This is a genomic window from Acidovorax sp. (assembly GCF_034519795.1).
Classification (GTDB): Bacteria; Pseudomonadota; Gammaproteobacteria; order Burkholderiales; family Burkholderiaceae_C; genus Acidovorax.
In genome coordinates this window covers 292251-310424 of the sequence record NZ_JAXHOB010000004.1, presented here as the reverse complement: position 1 = coordinate 310424, position 18174 = coordinate 292251, and the positions used below count along the sequence as shown (strand labels likewise).

The following is an 18174-nucleotide window of genomic DNA, read 5'->3' as shown; positions in this document are numbered from 1 at the left end:
GGTGTAGATTCTGTAAGCTTCGCGCCAGTCAGTGGCCTGTAAGTGCTGCGCCCGACAGTACCGCCCAATTTCAATTCCATCAAAACCAGGAGACAACACCATGAGTGCGCCCACATCCGCGATCGAATCCGTTTTGGTCGAGAACCGCGTGTTCCCGCCGTCCGATGCGGTCGTCAAGGCCGCCCGCGTGTCGGGCATGGCGGGCTACGACGCACTGTGTGCCGAGGCCGACAAGGACTTCGAAGGCTTCTGGGCCCGCCTGGCGCGTGAGAATGTGAACTGGACCAAGCCCTTCACGCGCACGCTGGACACGTCGAATGCCCCGTTCTTCCAATGGTTTGACGACGGCGAACTGAACGCATCGGCCAACTGCCTGGACCGTCACATCGGCACCCCCACCGAAAACAAGACCGCCATCGTCTTCGAGGCAGACGATGGCACGGTCACCAAGATCACCTACAAGGAACTGCTTGCGCGTGTGAGCCAGTTTGCCAACGCGCTCAAGGCCCACGGCGTGGCCAAGGGCGACCGTGTGCTGATCTACATGCCCATGACCATCGAGGGCGTGATCGCCATGCAGGCCTGCGCGCGCATCGGCGCCACGCACAGCGTGGTGTTCGGCGGCTTCAGCGCCAAGGCGGTGCAGGAGCGCATCATCGACGCGGGCGCGGTGGCCGTGATCACCGCCAACTACCAGATGCGCGGCGGCAAGGAGCTGCCGCTCAAGGCCATCATCGACGAAGCCCTGGCCATGGGGGGCTGCGACACCATCCGCAACGTGTTCGTCTACCAACGCACGGCCACGGCCTGCAACATGGTGGCCGGGCGCGACAAGACCTTTGGCGAGATGCTGGCCGGGCAGAGCACCGAATGCGCCCCCGTGCCCGTGGGCGCCGAGCACCCGTTGTTCATCCTGTACACCAGCGGCTCCACCGGCAAGCCCAAGGGCGTGCAGCACAGCACCGGTGGCTACCTGCTGTGGGCCAAGCTCACCATGGACTGGACCTTCGACCTGCGGGCCGACGACGTGTTCTGGTGCACGGCCGACATCGGCTGGATCACGGGCCACACCTATGTGGCCTACGGGCCGCTGGCGGCTGGCGCCACGCAGATCATCTTTGAAGGCATCCCTACCTTCCCCAACGCCGGTCGCTTCTGGCAGATGATCGAAAAGCACAAATGCACGATCTTCTACACCGCACCCACCGCCATCCGTTCGCTCATCAAGGCGGCCGAGGGTGACGCTGCGGTGCACCCCGCGCGCTCGGACCTGTCGAGCCTGCGCATCCTGGGCAGCGTGGGCGAGCCCATCAACCCCGAAGCCTGGATGTGGTACCACAAGAACGTGGGCGGCGAGCGCTGCCCCATTGTGGACACCTTCTGGCAGACCGAGACCGGCGGCCACGTCATCACCCCGCTGCCCGGCGCCACGCCGCTGGTGCCCGGCAGCTGCACGCTGCCCTTGCCTGGCATCGCCGCCGCCATCGTGGATGAAACCGGCAACGATGTCGCCAACGGCGCGGGTGGCATCCTGGTCATCAAGAAGCCCTGGCCCAGCATGATCCGCACCATCTGGAACGACCCCGAGCGCTTCAAGAAGGCCTACTTCCCCGAAGAGCTCAAGGGCTACTACCTGGCCGGTGATGGCGCCGTGCGCAGTGCCGACCGGGGCTACTTCCGCATCACCGGCCGCATCGACGACGTGCTGAACGTCTCGGGCCACCGCATGGGCACGATGGAGATCGAATCGGCCCTGGTGTCCAAGACTGACCTGGTGGCCGAAGCCGCCGTGGTAGGCCGCCCCGACGACGTGACCGGCGAGGCCATCTGCGCGTTCGTGGTGCTCAAGCGCTCGCGCCCCACCGGCGAAGAAGCCAAGCAGATCGCCAACGAACTGCGCAACTGGGTCGCCAAGGAAATCGGACCGATTGCCAAGCCCAAGGACATCCGCTTTGGCGACAACCTGCCCAAGACCCGCAGCGGCAAGATCATGCGCCGCCTGCTGCGTAGCATCGCGAAGGGCGAAGCGATCACGCAGGACACCTCAACGTTGGAAAACCCCGCAATCCTGGATCAATTGGCCAAGGCCAATTGATCCAGGAGGCGCCGTGCAACGGCGCCAGCGCGCAGCGCTTGCGGGGTTTGTGGACACTCATATCGCGCAGCGATGTGACGTGGCCACAGAACCCTGAAATTCTCGATCAGCTGGCCCAGACCCACTGATTCAGGGAGGCGTCGCGCAGACTGCGCCCGCGATGCCCCCAAAACAAAAGCTGCGTCACATATCCTGTGGCGCGGCTTTTTTGTTGCGGATTTGGGGCGTTGCACCCCAGAGCCGCAGTGGCTTGAACAGTGGCTTACTTCTGCGTCAGCACCCATGCAGCCAGCTTCTTGGCGTCTGCGTCGTTGACCTGCGCATTGGCGGGCATGGGAACGGGGCCCCAAACGCCAGATCCGCCCTTGACGATCTTGGCGGCCAGCTTGTCCACGGCGTCTTTCTGGCCTGCGTACTTGGCTGCCACGTCCTTGTACGACGGGCCCACCAGTTTCTTGTCCACCGCGTGGCAGGCCATGCAGTTCTTCGATGTCGCCAGGGCCATGTCGGCCATTGCGGGGGCCGCAACCGACAGCGTCATGGCAAGAGTGATCAGGGTACGCTTCATGGTGGGAATTCCTGTGGTTGAGTTACAGTGCTTTTAATGGAATTGTAGTGACTTGGGTTGACAGACCCTTGTCCCTCATCAATCAGGCCTGTGATGGCGTTTTCTGGAGATTGCGATGTATCTGCTGGGTCTTTCCCTTCTCATACTGGCACTGAAGTACTTTGAAATCGGCCCCGTGGCGGCCTGGTCCTGGTGGTGGGTGCTGGCGCCCTTCGGTGCCACAGCGCTGTGGTGGGCCTGGGCCGATTCCACGGGCTACACCAAGCGCAAGGCCATGGAAAAAATGGACCAGCGCAAGCAGGACCGTATCAACAAGCACAAGGAAGCCCTGGGCATCCAGCCGCGCAAGCCGCGCTGAACAGCTGGCGCGCCGAATACGGCGCTGGCGTGTGTGGCTATCGACAATAAAAAAACGCCCGGAGCCTTGCTCCTAGGCGTTACATAAAAGTGTTGACGCTCTAATCGGGAGCACTTGATTCGCCCTCTGAGACATCATGTTTCAGAGGGCGTTTTTCTGCCGAAGATTTCTTCAGCGGTTCAGGGGTCGGCAATGGAGCCGGCTTTGCGGTTCGCTTCCCGACCCTCCCTATCGCCGCCCGTGTCAGGGCGGTCGTAATACAGCACTTGCTCTATCGCGATTGGCGCCCGTGCCAATCCCAGGCGCATCGCCGGCGTCTTTTTGTCCTTGCCTACCTTGCAATAGTTGTAATAGACCCGGAAGATTTGCAGAACCCGCGCGAGATTCTCGGGCTTGTAGGCGGAGTAACCATACCAAACCCTTCGTTCGGCGCTCGCAGTAACGATTGAGCGCTCAGCCAGCGACAGCAGGCGGCGCGTCTGCATGAAGAAGCGGTCAATCGCGTGAAGGCTCGCCTTCAAGTACAAGTTCGCAGCGTGCTCTGTGTCGTAATCGCCCATGTCGGTCAGCCAGCACACCTCCTTGACTGGCTCGCTCATGTTTGGAAGTGGGTGCGATAACCACAGGTCGTGGAAGGGACCCACGGCCCGCACTCGCCCCATCTCCTCTTTCATCAACTCACGGAGAAGGTGTGCTTGGGTGAGGGTAGGGAACCTGCGCTTGGCCTCTGCGAGACGCATCTTTGCTTCTTGAACGGCCCGCTCCTTTTCATGGATAGTGGCGTCCTTGAGAATTCTTACGTACCAGGCGTCCGCGCTACGGTCCGTGACGCGCGCTGCGAATGCTCCAAGGAACGCGGCCCGCATGCCACTGTCTTGGTCCAGATAGAACCGAACCTTTTCGGCACCAGCCAACATGCGTGCCAGCGCCTGGAAGTGGCCGTGCATGGTGTACTGCTCCTTGATGAGCATCCCCAGCTGAGGGAGCGCAGTATCCCGGGTGGTCGATTCGGCTACTTCTACGTCCGCCCGCGCCCCGGTTTCGTCATAGTCGTTCGCGATATCTACGCGCAGCTTGGCGTCTTCGCTCCCAGACAACCGGCGTCGATTCCGCTTTGGCGTGGCGGCCGCACGGAGCACCGCGGCTTCGTAATCAGCGCTCAGCCAAACCCTCGCGTAATGGCGATAAGGCTCGTACGTGCCAAGGTCCCCCAGGCGTGAGGCGTCGCGCTCAACCTCAACGGGGTCGAGTGCCGGGTCGAAGTTCAGGTGGAACCCGAAGATGTAGCCGCTGTCGAGGTCCGCACTGCCAATGGCACTAAGCTGGACGTTGCGTCGGTCGCGCCGACTGGACCAATTCACGTTGTGAACCTGGCGGTCCACAGCCAAGTACATCTTGGGCAAGGACATGCCCTCGTAGAGCTTCTTTTCCCTGTCAGCGACAAACGCCTGGCACTGCCGGCCAATGAAATCGATTTTTCCGTAGACCGCCGGCGCCCCGAGCCCTGTTACCTCGCAAATCCGGCGCAACGGCATTTTGTTCACCAGGAGCGCGAAGACGTCCCGGTTTTTGTGTGGCATGCGTTGACGCAGCAAGGGTTTACCTTTCTCTGAGAAGGTTTTCTTGCAGCCGTTGCAACGCCAACGCGCAGTGCCCGACTTGGTTTTGCCGAACCTGGCGTACCGACCAGCTTCAGACACAAGGAAGCCATGGTTGTCACAGGTTTCGTTAGGGCAGCCCGGAGCCTCGGTGTCAAACGAGCTTTGGTTCAGGCGTCGCCGCTCTTCGACGATGGCGGCGTTGCTTCTCAACGGATTCTTGCTGCCGCACAAGGCGCAAACCATCCGAACCCTGTCGGCCTCACCCCCTCGGATGTAGTCCCCCGCGGCCGGGAGAGAGAACTTGGACCGTCTGACGCGGTGCAGCGTTTCAGGGACGCCGAACGCCTCGCAGCTGACGTTCTTGCAGAAGTTGACCTGTACCCCGTCAGCAGGGGCAGGGAACCTGTACCCCGCCGCCGTGAGCTTTGCCATGAAAAAATCCCTCTGAGCAAAACCGCTCAGAGGGAGTCTAAGGAATTATGCCAAAGGCATCAACACTTTTATATAACGCCTAGCCACAAGGGCGATGGGCTTGATGGGCTCCGTAAACGACAACGCCCCGGCACAGGCCAGGGCGCTGCCGGGTGCTTCAAAGAGCTTACTTCGGTGCCAGGCGGATCGCGCCGTCCAGGCGGATCACTTCGCCGTTGAGCATGTCGTTTTCCAGGATGTGCTTGACCAGCTTGGCATAGTCCTGCGGCGTACCCAGGCGGCTGGGGAAGGGCACGCCGGCGGCCAGTGCGTCCTGCACTTCCTGCGGCATGCCAAACAGCATGGGGGTGCCGAAGATGCCGGGGGCAATGGTCATGTTGCGGATGCCGTTGCGCGCCAGGTCGCGGGCGATGGGCAGGGTCATGCCGACCACGCCGCCCTTGGATGCGGCGTAGGCGGCCTGGCCGATCTGGCCGTCGTAGGCGGCGACGCTGGCGGTGGAGATCAGCACGCCGCGCTCGCCGGTGGCTTCGGGCTCGTTCTTGCTCATGGCTTCGGCGGCCAGGCGGATCATGTTGAAGCTGCCGATCAGGTTCACCGTGATGGTCTTGCTGAACACGGCCAGCGCGTGCGCGCCGTTCTTGCCCACGGTCTTCTCGGCCGGGGCGATGCCGGCGCAGTTCACCAGGCCGGCCAGCTTGCCCAGCGACACGGCCTTGGCCACCACGGCCTGGCCGTCGGCCTCGTTGCTCACGTCGCACTTCACGAAGGCGCCGCCGATGTCCTTGGCCACGGCTTCGCCCTTGTCGGCCTGCATGTCGGCAATGACCACGGTGCCGCCCTGGGCGGCCAGCATGCGCGCCGTGCCTTCGCCCAGGCCCGATGCGCCGCCGGTCACGATGAATACCTTGCCCTTGATGTCCATGATGTACTGTCTCCTGAGGTTGACGTTAACGTAAACGTCAATTATGAACGCAAAAAAAGCCCGGATGCTACCGGGCTTTTCTGAGAGTGCTGTGAGCCGGCATGGTCGGCTTGGAGCGGATAACAAAACTCAGCGAAGCGGTTCTGGCTAGGCGCCGCGTCGCAGGCAGTACGGGTAGTACGACAAGACGCGGCAACGACGCCAGAAGAGTTTTGTTAGCCGCTCTTATTGGAAGCCCACGCGGTCCAGCATCTGCTGCACCTTGGTCACGTTGGCGCCCACGGCGCTGATCGGGATGGTCTCGCTCTTGAAGGGCGCGTTGCCGGTCATGGCCTTGAGGGCCGGGTTGTCGATGTTCAGGCCCTTGGCGGCGGGCCACTCGTTGTTGCCGTTGGCAAAGTAGTTCTGCGCTTCGGCGCTGGCCAGGTATTCGAGGAACTTGATGGCGTTGTCGCGGTTCTTGGCGTTCTTGGCCACGGCGCCGCCGGCGATGTTCAGGTGCGTGCCCCAGGATTGCTGGTTGGGGAACACCACACCCACCTTGTTGACCACGGCCACGTCTTCGGGCTTGCCCGAGCGCATCATGCGCGCCAGGTAGTAGCTGTTGGTGACGGCGATATCGCATTCACCCGAGGCCACGGCCTTGATCTGGTCGGTGTCACCGCCCTTGGGCGCGCGGGCCAGGTTGGCCACCATGCCCTTGAGCCAGGCCTCGGCCTTCTGCTCGCCCATGTGCTCGGTCACGGCGCCGAACAGGCTCAGGTTGTAGGGGTGCGAGCCCGAGCGGATGCACAGCTTGCCCTTGTTCTTGGGGTCGCCCAGTTCTTCGTAGGTGTCCACGTCTTCCTTCTGCACCTTGACCTTGTTGTAGACGATCACGCGGGCGCGGGTGGACAGGCCGAACCAGGCAATGCCGCCATCGGCCGCAGGCTTGCTGCGCAGGTTGGCGGGGATGGCGTCGGTCAGCACCTTGGACTGGATGGGCTGGAACAGGCCGTCGACCTCGCCCTTGTACAGGCGGGCTGCGTCCACCAGCAGGATCACGTCGGCGGGGGAGGCGGTGCCCTCGGCCTTCAGGCGCGCGAGGATGCCGGCGTCGTCTGCGTCCACGCGGTTGATCTTGATGCCCGTGGCCTTGGTGAAGCCGGTGTACAGCGCTTCGTCCGTGGAGTAGTGGCGCGCCGAGTACAGGTTCACCACCTGCTCCTGGGCAGATACGGCGCCGGCGGCAGCGGCCAGTGCGCAGGCGGTCAGCAGGGCTTTCACGGTCTTCGACATGGAATGCATCTTTCGAGGTGTAACGACGGTGCGATGATAAAACAAACGCGAATTATTCTTAATAAACCCAAGGGGGAGGGATGGATTTGATGCCGTGCTCCACGGGCGTGGATCCATCCGTGGCAAGTGAAATGGCAGGCCGTCCGACTGCTATAAAATGAGGAGCAACCCGGACAAAAAAAAGCCCGGGGGTAACCGGGCTTTGAATTGGATCCAGGAAACGGGGGTTTCGAGAGGATCCAAGGAGACAACTGGGGGCCCCGAACAGCGTTCCGGGCCATGGGTTGAATTATCAGGGTAATCCCTGCGTTGCGCCTAGAGTCTGCACTCCAGACGCAATGGATGGCTTAGCGCTTGCGGGGAGCAGCGGTCTTGGCGGCGTTGGCAGCGGTGCTGGCTACGGCGTTGAAGTTGGCTTCGGCCACGTCCGACGCTTGCTTGACGGCCTTTTGCACCGATTCAAACGCGTTGTTGGCAGCAGACACGGCGCTCTTCATCACGGCCACGGCGGTTTCGGAACCGGCGGGGGCGTTCTTGGCAGCGCTGTCGACCAGGTTGGTGAAGCTCTTTTGGGCGTCAGCAGCCTGCGATTCGAAAGCCTTGCCGAATTCGGCGGCGGTGCCCGAAGAGATGTCGTACAGGTGACGGCTGTAGGCAGCGGTCTTTTCAGCCAGGGGCTGGAACAGGCCGGCTTGCAGGGCCAGCAGTTCTTGTGCGTCCTTCACGCCCAGGAAAGCCTGGGTGTGGCTGGAAGCTTCCGACAGGGCAGCGCGCGAAGCGGTCACGTTCAGTTCGACCAGCTTTTCGACGCCTTCGAAAGCCTTGGTGGTCAGACCGAACAGGGTTTCGATGTTGGCCTTGTGGGATGCCAGAATTTGTTCAGCGGTCAGCGACATGTCATATCTCCTAAAAATAAGGCCCGGGGGGCCGAGGTGGTTTACAGACAATCTGCGCTGTCGTTGACCTGGTGAGTCATGTTGCAGTGCAGCATGGGTTGAATTTTAGGGACTTGGTGGATGATTGCAAGTGCTTTTTGTTGCGCCGCAGCAATTTAGAGGTGACACCCCAACACCGCCGCCGTTGCCACAATGGCGTCATGCATGCCTATTACGCAGACCAGTTCGTGCTGCCGCTGCCCGAGGGCCACCGTTTTCCCATGGCCAAGTACCGCCTGCTGCGCGATGCGGTGGCCACCCACCTGCCCGGCGTGGCCCTGCAGGTGGCGCCGCCCGCGACCGATGGAGAACTGGCCCTGGCCCATACGCCGGGCTATATCGATGCCATTGCCCACGGCACCCTGCCCGCAGCGGCGCAGCGCGAGATCGGCTTTCCCTGGAGCCCGGCCATGGCCGAGCGCGCGCGCCGCTCGGTGGGCGCCACCATCGCGGCCTGCCGAGTGGCCATGGCGGGTGGCGCGGGCGGGGGCATCGCCGGCAACCTGGCCGGCGGCACGCACCACGCCTATGCCGACAAGGGCAGCGGCTTTTGCGTGTTCAACGACATGGCTGTGGCCGCGCGGCTGATGCAGGACGGGCATGCGCGCGCTGCCTCTGCCATGGGCGCCAACCCGCTGCCACTGCGCGTGGCCGTGATCGACCTCGATGTGCACCAGGGCAATGGCACGGCGCGCATCTTCCAGGGCGACGACTCGGTGTTCACCCTGTCGCTGCACGGCGCGCGCAACTTTCCGTTCCGCAAGGAGGCGGGCGACCTGGACGTGGAGTTGCCCGACGGCTGTGGCGACGATGAATACCTCCATGCGCTGGAGCAGGCGCTCGACACGCTGGACCAGCGCTTTGCGCCCGGCCTGGTGCTGTACCTCGCCGGGGCCGACCCGCATGTGGGCGACCGCCTGGGGCGCCTTCACATCACCCACGACGGGCTGGAGGCGCGCGACCGGCGCGTCTTCGACTGGGCCTGGCAGCGCCGTGTGCCCGTGGCCTTTGCCATGGGAGGCGGTTACGGCACGGACATCGCCGACACCATCAAGGCCCAGCTCGCCACCTGGCGCGTGGCGCAGCAGTACCAGCAGCGCTGGCAGAATTTCTTGCAACCCCTCTCCGTTGGACCATGACGACCATTTCTCCTGCACCACGCCCCGCGCCGCAGGCGCGCAGCAGCTACCGCACCTTCCGCTCCATCAGCACCCGCTGGGCCGACAACGACGTCTACGGCCATGTGAACAACGTCGTGTACTACAGCTGGTTCGACACCGCCGTGAATGCCTACCTGATCGAGCAGGGCGTGCTCGACATCCACACGGGCAACACCATCGGCCTGGTGATCGAGACACAGTGCAACTACTTTGCGCCGCTGGCCTTTCCGCAGGTGGTGGAGGCCGGCATCCGCGTGGCACGGCTGGGCGGATCGAGTGTGCGCTACGAGGTGGGGCTGTTCGCCCACGGCGAGGCCCAAAGCGCCGCTGCCGGGCACTTCATCCACGTGTATGTGGACCGCACGACGCGCCGGCCCGTGCCCGTGCCCGAGCCATTGCGCGAGGTGCTGCAGGCGCTGGTGATGCCAGGGTGAAAGGCCGCGGCGGCACGGGGGCAAACCCTTGCCGGCGTGCGCTGCAATGATCGTTGCGATGGCCTACACTGTGCGGCTTTGCTGCCCGTTGGCTGGCAGCGCTCCCTGGGCCATTCGCTGCGGCCCGCTTCGACAATGATCATCACCAGCCTGCTCGACACCGACCTGTACAAGTTCACGATGATGCAGGTGGTGCTGCACCAATTCCCCGGGGCGCAGGTCGAGTACCGATTCAAGTGCCGCAACCCCGGCGTGCAACTGGCGCCCTACGCCAACGAGATCCGCGACGAGATCCGCTCGCTGTGCAGCCTGCAGTTCCAGGACGCCGAGCTGGCCTATCTGCGCTCCATGCGCTTCATCAAGAGCGACTTCGTCGACTTTCTCGGGCTGTTCCGCCTGAACGAGAAGTACATCACCATCACGCCGCAGCACAACGGCGAGATCGAGATCACCATCCGCGGGCCCTGGCTGCACACCATCCTATTCGAGATCCCGGTGCTGGCCATCGTCAACGAGGTGTACTTCCGCAACACGCAGAAGGTGCCCAATTTTCCCGAAGGCCGCCGCCGGCTGGACACCAAGATCGCCCAGTTGCAGGCCGATGGCCTGTCCGAGCTCAAGATCGCCGATTACGGCACGCGCCGGCGCTTTTCGCGCGCCTGGCACGAGGAAGTGCTGCGCGTGCTGTGCGCGCGCCTGGGCACGGGCGACCGCCGGCCCGGCGCGCCGGTGGGCCCCGGCCAGTTCGCCGGCACCAGCAATGTGCTGTATGCGATGAAGCTCGGTGTGACGCCGCTGGGCACCATGGCGCACGAGTACCTGCAGGCCTGCCAGGCGCTGGGCCCGCGCCTGCGCGACAGCCAGGTCTTCGGCTTCGAGATGTGGGCCAAGGAGTACCGGGGCGACCTGGGCATCGCGCTGTCCGACGTGTACGGCATGAGCGCCTTTCTGCGCGACTTCGACCTGTATTTCTGCAAGCTGTTCGACGGGGCGCGCCACGACAGCGGCGACCCGTTTGCCTGGGGCGAGCGCCTGCTGGACCACTACCGCAAGAACCGCGTGGACCCGCTGACCAAGACGCTGATCTTCAGCGACGCGCTCACGGTGCCGCGCACCATCGAGCTGTACCAGCAGTTCCGTGGCCGCTGCCAGCTGGCCTTCGGCATCGGCACCAACCTGACCAACGACCTGGGCAGCCCGCCCGAGCACGAGCCGCTGCAGGTGGTGATCAAGATGACGCAGTGCAACGGCCAGCCCGTGGCCAAGCTGTCGGACACGCCCGGCAAGGGCATGTGCGACGACGAGAAGTACCTGGCCTACCTGCGCCAGGTGTTCGAGATACCCGCCTCGGCCTGATCGATCGCCATTGCGCCTGCAGCGCACCCCCGTTTCGAGTAATGGAGACATGCATATGAAGATTTCACGCTGGCTGGCCCTCCCGGGCCTTGCGGCGCTGCCGGGCCTTGCCATGGCGGCGGACATCGATGGCAGCAGCCTGTCGGTGCTGTGGGGGGTGCCGTTTGCGGGACTGCTCTTGTCCATCGCCCTCATGCCCCTGCTGGCACCGGGCTTCTGGCACCACCATTTCGGCAAGGTGGCGGCCGTCTGGGGCCTGGCCTTTCTGGCGCCGTTTGCGGTGACTTTCGGTGCCCCGGCCGCAGGCATCAGCCTGGTGCATGCGCTGGTGGCCGAGTACATCCCCTTCGTGATCCTGCTCACGGCGCTGTACACGGTGTCCGGCGGCATCTACATCCGCGGCAACCTGCATGGCAGCCCGGGGCTGAACACGGCCATTTTGGCCATCGGCGCGGTGCTGGCCAGCTTCATGGGCACCACGGGTGCCTCGATGCTGCTGATCCGCCCGCTGATCCGCGCCAACGACAACCGCAAGCACGTGGCGCATGTGGTGGTGTTCTTCATCTTCATCGTCTCCAACGCCGGGGGCTCGCTCACCCCGCTGGGCGACCCGCCGCTGTTCCTGGGCTTCCTCAAGGGCGTGGATTTCTTCTGGACGGTGCGCCAGATCTTCCCTGAAACCCTGTTCCTGGTGGGCGCGCTGCTGGCCATCTTCTACGCGCTCGACTCCTGGTTCTACCACCGGCGCGAAGAGCTGCTGCCGGCCGACCCCACGCCCGACAGCCGGGCCATCGGTTTCGACGGCAAGTTCAACTTCGCCCTGCTCGGTGTGGTGGTGGGCCTGGTGCTGGTCAGCGGGTTCTGGAAGTCGCCGGTGGCCTGGACCATCGCCGGTGCCGAGGTCGGCCTGCCGGGCCTGGTGCGCGATGTCGGGCTGATCATTGTGGCGCTGGTGTCGTTCAAGCTGACCCCCGCCCAGGTGCACGAGGACAACCAGTTCGGCTGGGGCCCGATGCAGGAGGTGGCCAAGCTGTTCGCGGGCATCTTCCTGACCATCATCCCGGTGATCGCCATGCTCAAGGCCGGCACCAGCGGCCCGTTCGGCGCCGTGGTTTCGGCCGTGACGCGCCCCGACGGTTCGCCCGACCCGGCCATGTACTTCTGGGCCACCGGGATGCTCAGCTCCTTCCTGGACAACGCGCCGACCTACCTGGTGTTCTTCAACACCGCCGGGGGCGATCCGGCCGTGCTCATGACCACGCTGGCCCCCACGCTGGCCGCCATCTCGGCGGGCGCGGTGTTCATGGGCGCCAACACCTACATCGGCAATGCGCCCAACATGATGGTCAAGGCGATTGCCGAAGACCGGGGCGTGAAGATGCCCAGCTTCTTCGGCTACATGCTGTGGTCGGGCGGCATCCTGGTGCCGCTGTTCATTGTGATGACCTTCATCTGGTTCCGCTGATCTGGAGATCGAACTTTCATGAGCAAGCCCCGCATCCTGGTCGCCCGCGCGATCTTCCCCGACATCGTCGAGCGCCTGCGCCAGCACTTCGAGGTGCAGGACAACCCCGAGGACGTGATCTGGACCCCGGCCGAGCTGGCCGAGCGCCTGGCCGACAAGGACGGCGCCTTCACCACCGGCAGCCAGCGCATCGATGCGGGGCTGCTGGCCGCCACCCCGCGCCTGCGCATCGTGGCCAACATGGCCGTGGGCTACAACAACTTCGACGTGGACGCCATGGCGGCCGCGGGCGTGCAGGGCACCAACACGCCCGACGTGCTGACCGAGACCACGGCCGACTTCGGCTTTGCGCTCTTGATGGCCACCGCGCGCCGCATGACCGAGAGCGAGCACTACCTGCGCGCCGGACAGTGGACCAAGTGGAGCTACGACATGTTCTCGGGCTCGGACATCCATGGCAGCACGCTCGGCATCATCGGCATGGGGCGCATCGGCCAGGGCATTGCACGCAGGGGTGCCCACGGCTTCGGCATGAACGTGGTCTACCACAACCGCTCGCGCCTGTCGGGCGCGCTGGAGGCCGAATGCAAGGCCCGCTACGTGGGCAAGGACGAGCTGCTGCGCACGGCCGACCATGTGGTGCTGGTGGTGCCCTACACGCCGGCATCGCACCACACCATCGGCGCGGCAGAACTCGCGCTGATGAAGCCCACGGCCACGCTGATCAACATTGCGCGCGGCGGTATCGTGGACGACGCTGCCCTGGCCGTGGCGCTGCGCGAGCAGCGCATCGCGGCGGCGGGCCTGGACGTCTTCGAGGGCGAGCCCAGCGTGCACCCGGACCTGCTCACCGTGCCCAACGTGGTGCTCACCCCGCACATCGCCAGCGCCACCGTGCCCACGCGCCGCGCCATGGCCAACCTGGCGGCCGACAACCTGATCGCCTTCTTCGAGACCGGGGCACCGCTGACCCCTGTCAACACCCCCGTGCCACGCGCACGCTGATCCGTTTTTGCATTCACAATAGCCGCCTGCCATCGCGCACCGCATCGGTGCGCAACCTCTTAGCCAGGCTTCTTTTTTGACTACCGACACCCTCATCCTGCTGGCCGCGCTGGCCCTTGTCCTGTTGCTGCTGGTGCTCGTGCTGCTGCGCCGCCCGCGCGTCGATCTACCGCCCGAACTGGCGGCCCGCCTGCAGGCGCTGGAGCAGACGGCCCAGGCCACGCAACTGGCGGTGGCGCGCAACGACGGGGCCATGGAGGCCCTGGCCCAGCAGATGCGCGGCTTCACCCAGACCACCCAGGCCACGCTCGAAACCGTGCGCCACGCCGTGGACGAGCGCCTGGCCCAGGCCGTGACCGAGTCGCGCAACGGCCGGGCCGAGCTGCTGGCCGCGTTCGGCGTGTTCGAGGGGCAATTGGCCAAGCGCTTCGACGGGCTGCAGCAGTCCGTGGCGGGCCGGCTGGAGGAAAGCAGCAAGGCCCTGCTGGCCCACCTGGCGCAGGGCCAGGCCGATTCGGCCGTGGCGCGCAAGGAACTGTCGGACACGCTCACGGGTTTTCGCACCGAGCTCACCACCACCACGGCCGGGCTGGCGGCCGAAAGCGTCAAGTCGCGCGAAGCCATGGCCGAGAGCGCTGTGCTGTTCGAAAAGCGCATCCAGGAGCGCTTCGAGGCGCTGACCCAGGCCACGCGCACCACGCTCGACTCGCTCAAGGGCGACATCCAGAGCCAGCTGGGCACCATGTCCGGCGCGCTCAAGGACCAGCTCGAAGCCAATGGCAACCAGATCCGCCACCAGTTCTCGGTGCTGCAGGATGCCGTATCGCAGCAGCTCACCGGCATGCTGCAGGGCAGCCAGACCAACGCAGAGCAGTTGCGCAACGCGCTCAACGAGCGCCTGGCCGCCATCCAGGCCGACAACTCCACCAAGCTCGAAGAGATGCGCCGCACGGTGGACGAAAAGCTGCACGCCACGCTGGAGCAGCGCCTGGGCGAGTCCTTCAAGCTGGTGAGCGACCGCCTGGAGCAGGTGCACAAGGGCCTGGGCGAAATGCAGACCCTGGCCGGCAGCGTGGGGGACCTGAAGCGCGTGATGACCAACGTGAAGTCGCGCGGCACCTGGGGCGAAATGCAGCTCGGGGCCATCATCGAGAACGTGCTCACGCCCGACCAGTTCGCGCGCAACGTGAAGACCGTGCCGGGCAGCGATGACCTAGTGGAATTCGCCATCCGCCTGCCGGGCAAGAGCGACGAGCACCCCGTGTGGCTGCCCATCGACTCCAAGTACCCGGTGGAGCAGTACCAGCGCCTGATGGATGCGCAGGACGCGGCGGACAAGGGGCTCATCGCCTCGGCCGGCAACGCCTTCGAGGCCTCGATCAAGCTCGAAGGCAAGAAGATCTTTGCCAAGTACGTCTCGCCTCCGCACACCACCGATTTCGCCGTGCTCTACCTGCCCACCGAGGGCCTGTTCGCCGAGGTGATCCGCCGCCCCGGCCTGGTGGAGGCGCTGCAGAACGACTGCCGCGTGATGATCACCGGCCCGGCCAACCTGGCGGCCATGCTCAACAGCCTGCAGATGGGCTTCAAGACCCTGGCCATCGAAAAGCGCTCGTCCGAGGTCTGGAGCCTGCTGGGCATGGTCAAGACCGAGTTCGCCAAGTTCGGCGATGTGGTCGAGGCGACCAAGAAATCCATCGACTCCGCCGCCAAGCGCTTTGAAGAAGTGGGTGTGCGCACCCGTGCCATCCAGAAGCGCCTGCGCGATGTGCAGGACCTGCCCGCACCCGATGTGGCTGGCGCCGTGCCCAAGCTGCGACCGCCGATGTCGGCGGCGGACGCCCAGGACGATCTGCTGTGAACGCGGCGCTGGCCCGCCTGATCGCCGGCCAGATCTGCATCCATGCCTGCATGGCGGGCATGCGCCTGGCCGCCCCCCTGCTGGCCCTGCGCGAGGGCTACAGCGCCGCCGCCGTGGGCGTGCTGCTGGCGCTGTTCGCGCTCACGCAGGTGTTCCTGGCCCTGCCGGCCGGGCGCTACGCCGACCGCCATGGCCTGAAGCGCCCGGTGGGCTATGCCGTGGCCGTGGCCACTGCGGGCTCTGCGGCTGCGCTGGTGTTCCCGGTGTTCCCCGTGCTGTGCCTGGCGGCGCTGGCCACCGGGGGGCCACGGGCGCAGCCACGATTGCACTGCAGCGCCATGTGGGGCGCGCGGCGCACGATGCCACGGCGCTCAAGCAGGTGTTCAGCTGGCTGGCCATCGGGCCGGCGGTGTCCAACTTCATCGGGCCGTTCTGCGCCGGGCTCATGATCGACCATGCCGGCGTCATCGCTGGCGACACCCAGGGCTACCGCGCTGCGTTCGCGCTCATGGCGCTGCTGCCGCTGGCCACCTGGTTCTGGGTGCGCGACACGGTGGAGCTGCCCCCGGTGATCGCCGCAGCCGGCGGACCGCCCCAGCGCGCCTGGGACCTGATGAACGAGCCGCCGTTCCGGCGCCTGCTCATCGTCAACTGGATACTGTCTTCGTGCTGGGATGTGCACACCTTCGTGGTGCCGCTGATCGGGCACGAGCGCGGCCTGTCGGCATCGGTCATCGGCTCCATCCTGGGGGCATTCGCGATTGCCGCCGCCGCCATCCGCGTGCTGATGCCCCTGGTGGCCGAGCACCTGCGCGAGCGCGTGGTGGTGGCCGTGGCCATGGTCGCCACGGCGGCGCTGTTCGCGGTGTACCCGGTGATGCCCACCGCGCTCACCATGGGCGTGTGTTCGGTGCTGCTGGGCTTTGCACTCGGTTCGGTGCAGCCCATGGTGATGAGCCTGCTGCACCAGATCACCCCCTCGCACCGCCATGGCGAGGCACTGGGCCTGCGCCTGATGGCCATCAATGCATCGAGCGTGCTCATGCCCATGCTGTTCGGCACCGCCGGTGCCGTGATCGGCGTGGGCGGGGTGTTCTGGGTGGTGGGTGCCGCCGTGGGGGCCGGGGCACGCCTGGCCTGGAACATGGGCAAGCCGCAGGCCGTGCATTGATGGCGGCTGTTTTGTAAAAAAACGCCGGTGCTGCTGAAATCGGAGTAGATTTCGGTAGCGTCTGCTCACATCGTTTGCAAAAAGCTGCATGGCCGGCCCGGCCTTCGGGTGGTGGCCGGCCGGGTGAACTGCGGCTTTGCCGGGGCAAGACGCCCAACCCACATGAGGAGACTTCCCATGGGTGTTTTTCGTCTTGCCCGCTGCGGCGCATGGCCGCTGGCCTTTTCATCCCTGCTCTGGCTGGCGCCCCTGGGTGCGGCGCAGGCCGATGCGCTGATTGACCAGGCGCAGACTCTGGTGCAGCGCGGCGCAGCACGCGAGGCCTTCGACCTGCTCGATGCGCAGGAGGCAGCCCGCGCGGGCGACCCGGCCTTCGATGCCGCCATGGGCAATGCCGCCCATGCCGCAGGGCAGTACAGCCGTGCCGTGATGGCCTGGGAGCGCGTGGTGGCAGTGCAGCCGGACAACATGGCCGCGCAGGTGGCGCTGGCCCGTGCGCTGTACGCCGTGGGCGACCAGCGTGGCGTGCTCGCCTTGTCCGACCTGGCCCGGGCACAGGGCATTCCGGTGGATGCGGCCCTCAGCATCGACCAGTTCCTGGTCTCCTACGACCGGGCTGCGAGCGAGGGCGGCTCCAGCCTCAAGGGCTATGCCGAACTGGCGCTGGGCCACGACTCCAATGTGAACGCCGGACCGGCATCGATGCTGCTGCCATCGCCCGTGCCGGGCACGCCGGCCTGGACGCTGGCGCCCTCGGCCCTGGCGCGGTCGGCCGATTTCCTGGCGGCGCTGGTGGCGGTGCGTGGGCGCTACGTGATGGACGCGCGCTGGTCGCTGGTTGGCGCGGCGGTGGGCACGCCGCGCCGCAACGAGGGTGGCGCCGGCGCATTCGATGCCGACCAGTTCGACGCCAGCGCCGGCGTGTCCTGGCGCTCGGAGCGCCACGAGTTCATCGTGCAGGGGCAGGGCGCCTACTATGCGCTCGATGGCACGCGGCTGCGCAGCATCGGCGGGCTGCTGGGCGAGTGGATCTACCGGCTCGACGGTTTTCGCCAATGGGGCAGCTTTGTGCAGTCGGCGCGCCTGCACTACCCCACGCAGCCGCTGCGCGACGTGCAGCGCACGGTGCTGGGCACCTCGTATGCCCATGTGTTCCGCGACGGCAGCTTGGCCTACGCGGGCGTGCACGGCGGGCGCGAAGAGCCCGATGCAGCCGGTGTGGACTACCTCGGCCACCGGCTGGTCGGTGTGCGTGCCGGTGGACAGCTGGCGCTGGCACGCAACTGGGCACTGTTCGCCAACCTGGACTGGGAGCGGCGCCGCTATGGCGCGACCGACCCGTTCTTTGCCGTGGTGCGGCGCGACCGGCAGGTGAATGCCTCGCTGGGGGTGTCATGGGTTCCCGCCACGGCCTGGCGCATCACGCCGCAGTGGACCGGCACGCACAACGATTCCACCCTGCCAGTCTCCGAATACCGGCGGCGCATCTGGTCCGTCACCATTCGGCGCGAGTTTTGACCACAGAAGAGG

Annotated in this window: 14 protein-coding genes and 1 pseudogene; 10 read left to right on the top strand and 5 right to left on the bottom strand. The window is 65.5% G+C overall.

From position 1 onward, the window contains the following. Positions 1 to 100 precede the first annotated feature (100 nt). Complete coding sequence (gene acs / locus U5N23_RS05220; protein WP_322591767.1) at positions 101 to 2095, top strand: acetate--CoA ligase; 1995 nt, start codon at positions 101 to 103, stop codon at positions 2093 to 2095. Between the two features lie 262 nt (positions 2096 to 2357). On the opposite strand, the gene U5N23_RS05215 is transcribed toward acs, so the two are convergent. Further along, positions 2358 to 2663, bottom strand: a complete 306-nt coding sequence (locus U5N23_RS05215; RefSeq protein ID WP_063461807.1) for a c-type cytochrome — start codon at positions 2661 to 2663, stop codon at positions 2358 to 2360. Between the two features lie 115 nt (positions 2664 to 2778). Between U5N23_RS05215 and U5N23_RS05210 the strand changes: the two genes are divergently transcribed. Continuing rightward, positions 2779 to 3021, top strand: coding sequence for a TIGR04438 family Trp-rich protein (locus tag U5N23_RS05210; RefSeq protein WP_063461808.1), 243 nt, complete (start codon positions 2779 to 2781; stop codon positions 3019 to 3021). A 179-nt stretch (positions 3022 to 3200) separates the two neighbouring features. Here the strand turns inward: U5N23_RS05210 and U5N23_RS05205 are convergent, their stop codons facing one another. The 4 genes from U5N23_RS05205 to U5N23_RS05190 all read right to left on the bottom strand — a co-directional run bounded on the left by U5N23_RS05205 (position 3201) and on the right by U5N23_RS05190 (position 8153). Then, the gene (locus U5N23_RS05205) at positions 3201 to 5054 is read right to left on the bottom strand and encodes a hypothetical protein (RefSeq protein WP_322591489.1); all 1854 of its coding nucleotides are present in this window, start codon (positions 5052 to 5054) and stop codon (positions 3201 to 3203) included. Positions 5055 to 5220: 166 nt separating this feature from the next. Continuing rightward, the gene (locus U5N23_RS05200) at positions 5221 to 5979 is read right to left on the bottom strand and encodes a 3-hydroxyacyl-CoA dehydrogenase (RefSeq protein WP_007857914.1); all 759 of its coding nucleotides are present in this window, start codon (positions 5977 to 5979) and stop codon (positions 5221 to 5223) included. A 225-nt stretch (positions 5980 to 6204) separates the two neighbouring features. Continuing rightward, positions 6205 to 7257 carry an extracellular solute-binding protein gene (locus U5N23_RS05195; protein WP_322591766.1) on the bottom strand — a complete coding sequence of 351 codons (1053 nt, stop codon included), beginning with the start codon at positions 7255 to 7257 and terminating at the stop codon, positions 6205 to 6207. Between the two features lie 347 nt (positions 7258 to 7604). Beyond that, on the bottom strand, positions 7605 to 8153 hold the full coding sequence (locus tag U5N23_RS05190) for a phasin family protein (protein ID WP_322591765.1): 549 nt from the start codon (positions 8151 to 8153) through the stop codon (positions 7605 to 7607). A 200-nt stretch (positions 8154 to 8353) separates the two neighbouring features. On the opposite strand from U5N23_RS05190, the gene U5N23_RS05185 reads away from it, so the two are divergent. The 8 genes and pseudogenes from U5N23_RS05185 to U5N23_RS05150 all read left to right on the top strand — a co-directional run bounded on the left by U5N23_RS05185 (position 8354) and on the right by U5N23_RS05150 (position 18162). Next, positions 8354 to 9331: a histone deacetylase gene (locus U5N23_RS05185; protein ID WP_322591764.1), complete on the top strand. Its 978-nt coding sequence runs from the start codon at positions 8354 to 8356 to the stop codon at positions 9329 to 9331. Beyond that, on the top strand, positions 9328 to 9786 hold the full coding sequence (locus U5N23_RS05180; RefSeq protein ID WP_322591763.1) for a thioesterase family protein: 459 nt from the start codon (positions 9328 to 9330) through the stop codon (positions 9784 to 9786). The genes U5N23_RS05185 and U5N23_RS05180 overlap by 4 nt, the downstream gene beginning before the upstream one ends. A gap of 135 nt (positions 9787 to 9921) precedes the next feature. Beyond that, positions 9922 to 11142, top strand: coding sequence for a nicotinate phosphoribosyltransferase (pncB, locus tag U5N23_RS05175; protein WP_322591762.1), 1221 nt, complete (start codon positions 9922 to 9924; stop codon positions 11140 to 11142). A 55-nt stretch (positions 11143 to 11197) separates the two neighbouring features. After that, complete coding sequence (locus U5N23_RS05170; protein ID WP_322591761.1) at positions 11198 to 12607, top strand: sodium:proton antiporter; 1410 nt, start codon at positions 11198 to 11200, stop codon at positions 12605 to 12607. An 18-nt stretch (positions 12608 to 12625) separates the two neighbouring features. After that, positions 12626 to 13612: a D-glycerate dehydrogenase gene (locus U5N23_RS05165; protein ID WP_322591760.1), complete on the top strand. Its 987-nt coding sequence runs from the start codon at positions 12626 to 12628 to the stop codon at positions 13610 to 13612. A 76-nt stretch (positions 13613 to 13688) separates the two neighbouring features. Then, positions 13689 to 15473, top strand: a complete 1785-nt coding sequence (gene rmuC / locus U5N23_RS05160) for a DNA recombination protein RmuC (protein ID WP_322591759.1) — start codon at positions 13689 to 13691, stop codon at positions 15471 to 15473. Further along, a pseudogene (locus U5N23_RS05155) lies at positions 15470 to 16644 on the top strand (MFS transporter). The gene rmuC and the pseudogene U5N23_RS05155 overlap by 4 nt, the downstream one beginning before the upstream one ends. 177 nt (positions 16645 to 16821) lie before the next feature. Continuing rightward, positions 16822 to 18162: a hypothetical protein gene (locus tag U5N23_RS05150; protein ID WP_322591758.1), complete on the top strand. Its 1341-nt coding sequence runs from the start codon at positions 16822 to 16824 to the stop codon at positions 18160 to 18162. Positions 18163 to 18174: the final 12 nt, after the last annotated feature.